2 protein-coding genes and 1 pseudogene are annotated in these 2,348 nt (G+C 66.7%); all 3 read right to left on the bottom strand.

Translation table 11 applies throughout. From position 1 onward, the window contains the following. Positions 1–887 (bottom strand): annotated as a pseudogene (locus EN991_RS32600) (double-strand break repair protein AddB); the annotation flags it as partial. Next, positions 884–1,612, bottom strand: coding sequence for a nucleotidyltransferase family protein (locus EN991_RS32595; protein ID WP_127370282.1), 729 nt, complete (start codon positions 1,610–1,612; stop codon positions 884–886). The gene EN991_RS32595 and the pseudogene EN991_RS32600, both read right to left, overlap by 4 nt. Continuing rightward, positions 1,609–2,348, bottom strand: a 740-nt coding sequence (locus tag EN991_RS32590; RefSeq protein WP_164769541.1) for a phosphotransferase, incomplete at its 5' end; no start/stop codon positions are given. The genes EN991_RS32590 and EN991_RS32595, both read right to left, overlap by 4 nt.

The raw sequence follows: 2,348 nt of genomic DNA, 5'->3' as shown, positions 1-2,348 counted from the left end.
GCCAAGCCATATTGCGGGTGGCCGAGTACGGCTGGACGCGCGCCAGGCGCGGCAATCGCCTGGAACGACGCTTCGTCCAGCGTCCGGTCGAGACCCGGCAGCACGATGGCGCCGCCGGGCAGGCGCGCGATCGCGGCAAGCAATTCGGCCGTCGCTGGTATCGAGCCGGTCGAGCCTGCGGCGATGACCGGGCCGGCGGGCGGATTGCGCAGCAGCCGCGCCGCCTCGGCGCGGATCAGCGCACTGCGATGCGCGGCCGGATTGGAGCGGTCGCTTTCCGCGAGGAATTTCGGCCAGGCTTCGGTGACGATGCCGAGGAATTCGAGCGTCACCTGCCACCATCCGGCGAGATTGCCGGTCACCAGATCGGTGAGCTTGGCCCAGTCGGTGCCTTCCGTTTCGATCTCGTCCATCAGCCGGGCGAGATCGCGCGCCAGCCAGATCGCGTCGGCGGTGGAAGCCGGGATGACGATCTCCTCGGCGAAAAGGGCGGCGACATGCGCCGGCAGCCGGCGTTTCCAGGCGCGCACCAGCGGCGTCAGCAGCAACAGGCGTTCGGTTGCCGAAATCGGCGGCGCGAGATCGATGGCCGCCGATGCCTCGGTCTCGAACGCGGCCTCATCCTCGTCGAATTCGCCGAGTGGCCGGATGACCGGCAGGATCGCCGAGCCGCCGCCGCCGCGTGCCGCCAGGCTGTCGACGAAGACACCCCGCAAGGCACGCGCGGCACGGCGTGTCGGCACATAGATAGTGACATCGGCCAAAGCGAGCGGGTCGCCGTCGAATCGAAACCCCGGAACAAGACGGCCGGCAAGCAGCGCCTCGGCAAGCGTCGGCAGAAACGGCGCTCCGGGCGGGATCGAGAAGACGCGGCTGGAGCCGCTCATTGCGACTCGATGAGCGCACCGGCGACCGCCGCTTCCGCGAGCGGTACGGCATCGGGCGTGCCGACGGTGATCCAGTGGCCATGCATGGGCATGCCGAACAGGCGCCCTGAGGCGATGGCGGAATCGAAATAGGCGTTGAGCGAGTGCGGCCCGGCCGGTGCGCCCTTGAACAGGCGCGGATCGACGATCGCCGCGCCGGCATAGATCAGCCCCGCCGGATCCCCCTTTGAACGCCGCAAGCCGCCATCCGGCGCCACCAGGAAATCGGTGCTGCCGCAGTGTCCGGTCGCCTGTTGGAGATCCGCCAGCATCAGCAGAATATCCATTTTCGCCGCGTCCCATGCAAGGGCGAGGCGCTGGAGATTGAGAGGACCGTCATCGATCCAGAAGGTGTCGGCATTGAGGATGTAGAAGGGTCGCTCGCCCAGTTCCGGCAGCGCCTTGACGATGCCGCCGGCCGAATCGAGCAGTTGTTCGCTCTCGTCGGAAATGACGATTTTTGGCGCGCGGCGCGCGGCGACATGGGCGACGATCTGTTCGGGAAAATAGTGGACGTTGACCACGGCCTTCGCGACACCGGCGGCAGCCAGGCTGTCGAGGCTCCAGTCGAGCAACGTCTTGCCGGCAATCCTGACCAGCGGCTTGGGAATGGTGTCGGTAATCGGCCGCATGCGTTTGCCAAGGCCGGCGGCAAGTACGATGGCGGTGTCCGGTCCTGCTGTCACAGCGCTCGCTCCTCCAGCAAACCGTGGGCGTCGTAGAACTCGCGCAGGCTTGCCAGCGCCGGATGAGACAAGGCTCGGCGCAGATAATCGCGAATGCGCGGCAGGTGTTTTAGATAATAGGGCTTGCCGTCGCGCTTTTCGAGGCGGACGAAGATGCCGAGGATCTTGGAATTTCGTTGCGCCGCCATGATGGCGTAGGATTCCAGGAAGCTTGCCTCGTCGAAAGCACCGGCTGCGTGGCGCGCCGCGACATAGGCATCCAGCGTCTTTCTCTCGATCTCGGGCGACATCGTAACACGCGCGTCCATGGCCAGCGAGGCGACGTCATAGGCGGACGGGCCGATCAGCGCGTCCTGGAAATCGACGATGCCCAGCCGATCATGCCCTGAACGGTCGCCGCGCCAGATGATGTTGGGCGAATGAAAGTCGCGCAGCATCAGCGTATATTCGCGGCCGTGCAGCCGGTCGAGGAGCGCGCCCCATTGCTTGTGGTAGCCGGCGCGCAAGGCACCGCTTGCCGGGCTGCCCGTTATTGCCGGCACGTACCAGTCGACCAGCAGATCGGCCTCGATCATCATGGCCTCGCGGTCGAAAGGCGGGACATCGTGGAAGCCGCCATGCCCTGTTTCCAGGCGCTGCGGCCAGGTCCTGCCATGCATCATGGCCAGCAGCTCGGCCGCCGCCGCGCAGCGCTCGGGCAGCGGCTGGCCATCGCTGCCGAGGAACCCTTCCGAGC

Source organism: Mesorhizobium sp. M7A.F.Ca.US.005.03.2.1 (genome assembly GCF_003997795.1).
GTDB lineage: Bacteria > Pseudomonadota > Alphaproteobacteria > Rhizobiales > Rhizobiaceae > Mesorhizobium > Mesorhizobium ciceri.
The sequence above is the reverse complement of the archived record's forward strand: the minus strand, read 5'-3'. Positions and strand labels throughout refer to the sequence as shown.